Origin of the sequence: Buchananella hordeovulneris, assembly GCF_001907235.1 — a bacterium.
Classification (GTDB): Bacteria; Actinomycetota; Actinomycetes; order Actinomycetales; family Actinomycetaceae; genus Buchananella; species Buchananella hordeovulneris.
Window position 1 is genome coordinate 1 of sequence record NZ_MQVS01000023.1, and the last position, 2,108, is coordinate 2,108.

At 58.0% G+C, this 2,108-nt stretch carries 1 protein-coding gene; it reads left to right on the forward strand.

Annotation, left to right across the window (positions count from 1 at the left end; genetic code table 11):
- The coding region (locus tag BSZ40_RS11125) for a DUF5979 domain-containing protein (RefSeq protein ID WP_222842784.1) at positions 1-2,050 on the forward strand (2,050 nt) is incomplete at its 5' end.
- Between the last annotated feature and the right edge of the window lie 58 nt (positions 2,051-2,108).

The window sequence follows — 2,108 nt, forward strand, 5'->3', positions numbered from 1 at the left end:
GACTGGGAAGTTTTCTGTGGTGAAGTCGGTTGTGGGGGTTGTGGTTCCTGGTGATCGGGAGTTTGTGTTTGATTATGTGTGTGGGGCTGATCGTGGTTCGTTGAGTGTGCGGGCTGATGGGGTGGCTGTTGAGTCGCCGGAGTTTGTTTTGGGGACTGAGTGTGTGGTGTCTGAGCGGGCTTCTTCGGCGGAGTTGGATGGTTATAACTTGACGGTTCCTGGTGAGCAGCGTGTGGCTATTCGGGATGCTGGGGTGGTTGTGCCTTTGGTGTTTGAGAATAGGTATGTTGAGAAGCTTGGTCGTTTTTCGGTGGCGAAGTCTGTTGAGGGTGGGGATTTCTCGGCTGATTCGTTCCGGTTTGCTTATGTGTGTGGTGGTGATCGGGGGGTGTTGACCGTTCCGGGTGATGGTTCGGTTGTGCGTTCTCCGTTGTTGCCTGCGGGTGTGGTGTGTTCTGTGAGTGAGGATGCTGCGTCTGCTGCGCGTGAGGGTTATTCGGTTGTTTCGTCTTTGTCGGCGGAGTCTGTGACTATTGCTGATGGGGAGGTTGTGGCTGTTACTGCGCGGAATGTGTATTCGCGTGATATGGGTTCGTTTGAGGTTGTGAAGGTCGTGGCTGGTGATGGGGCCGGGGTCTTTGCTGGTGATGTGTTCGAGGTTGGGTATGTGTGTAATGATGCTGCCAAGACTTCGGGTGTGTTGCGGGTGCCTGGTGATGGGTCGGCGGTGAAGGGTCCGCAGGTTCCTACGGGTACTGAGTGTGTGTTGAGTGAGTCTGAGGCGACTCGGGCGCGTGATGGTTATTCGGTTGCGGCGGTGTTTGATGTGCCGAGTGTGCGGGTTGTGAAGGGTGACCTGGTGCGTTCGACGTTGACGAATACTTATACGCAGTTGAAGGGTTCGTTCTCGGTGGCGAAGTCTGTTGCTGGTGATGGCGCGGTTGTTGCTGGGAAGGACTTTGTTTTTGATTACTCGTGTGTTGATGGTGCGGGTAAGGAGACGGTTGCTGATTCGGTGACGGTGACTGCTGGTGGGGCTGCTGTTTCGGTGGCTGATGTTCCGGTTGGTAAGTGTGTGGTTACTGAGCGGGATGCTGGGGTTGCTGGCGCGGTTTTGGAGACCAAGTTGCGTGTTGATGGGGTGGAGAGTGTTGGCTCTTCGGTGGAGTTCCCGGTGGTTGATGGGGGTTCTGTTGAGGTGTCGGCGGTTAACACCTATACGTTGGAGCGGGGCCAGTTCTCGGTGGCGAAGTCTGTTTCCGGGGATGGGGCTGGTGAGCATGCCAAGCGTTCGTTTGTTTTCGATTATGTGTGTGACACGGTCGAGGGCGAGAAGCGTGGGGATGTGAGTGTGCCGGGTGATGGTTCGGTGGTGACTGTGGGTGAGCGGCTTCCGGTGGGGGCTTCTTGTGTGGTTACTGAGCGGGCTGATTCGGCGCAGGTTGCTGGGTTTGATGTGAAGGTGCCGCAGGCTAAGACGGCGAAGGTTGGGGCTGCTGGTGAGGTTGTGGCCTTGGCGTTTGACAATGTGTATGCGCGGCACACTGGTTCGTTCTCGGTGGCGAAGAAGGTTGCTGGGCATCCTGGTTTGGCTGGGCACGAGTTCAAGTTTGAGTATGTCTGTGGGGATGTGACTGGTTCGTTGCTGGTTAAGGGTGACGGGGTGGCTGTTCCTGCGGGTGTGGCGGTGCCTACTGGGACTGTGTGCAAGGTGTCGGAGGTTGCGGCGTCGGCGCAGGTGCCTGGTTGGGATGTGAAGGTGCCTGCGGGGCAGGAGTTTGTGGTGGCGGATAAGGGCCAGGTTGTGGAGGTGTCGTTTGTTAATGAGTACACCGAGCAGCCCAAGGTTTCTCCGTCTCCGTCGGTGTCTGTGACGCCGGGTCCGTCGCAGGGTCCGTCGCAGGGTCCGTCTGGTTCGCCGTCGGCGGCGCCGGGTGGCAAGTTGGCTAAGACTGGTGTTGATGCGCTGGGTCTGGGCTTGTTTGCTGGTGCGGTGTTGGCTGGTGGTGTGGCGTTGGTTGGCTTGTCGCGGCGGCGTGCTGCGCGGTGAGTTAGCGGCGTGAAGTGTTTGGGGGGTGGGCAAAAACCCACCCCCCCAAACGTGTTGC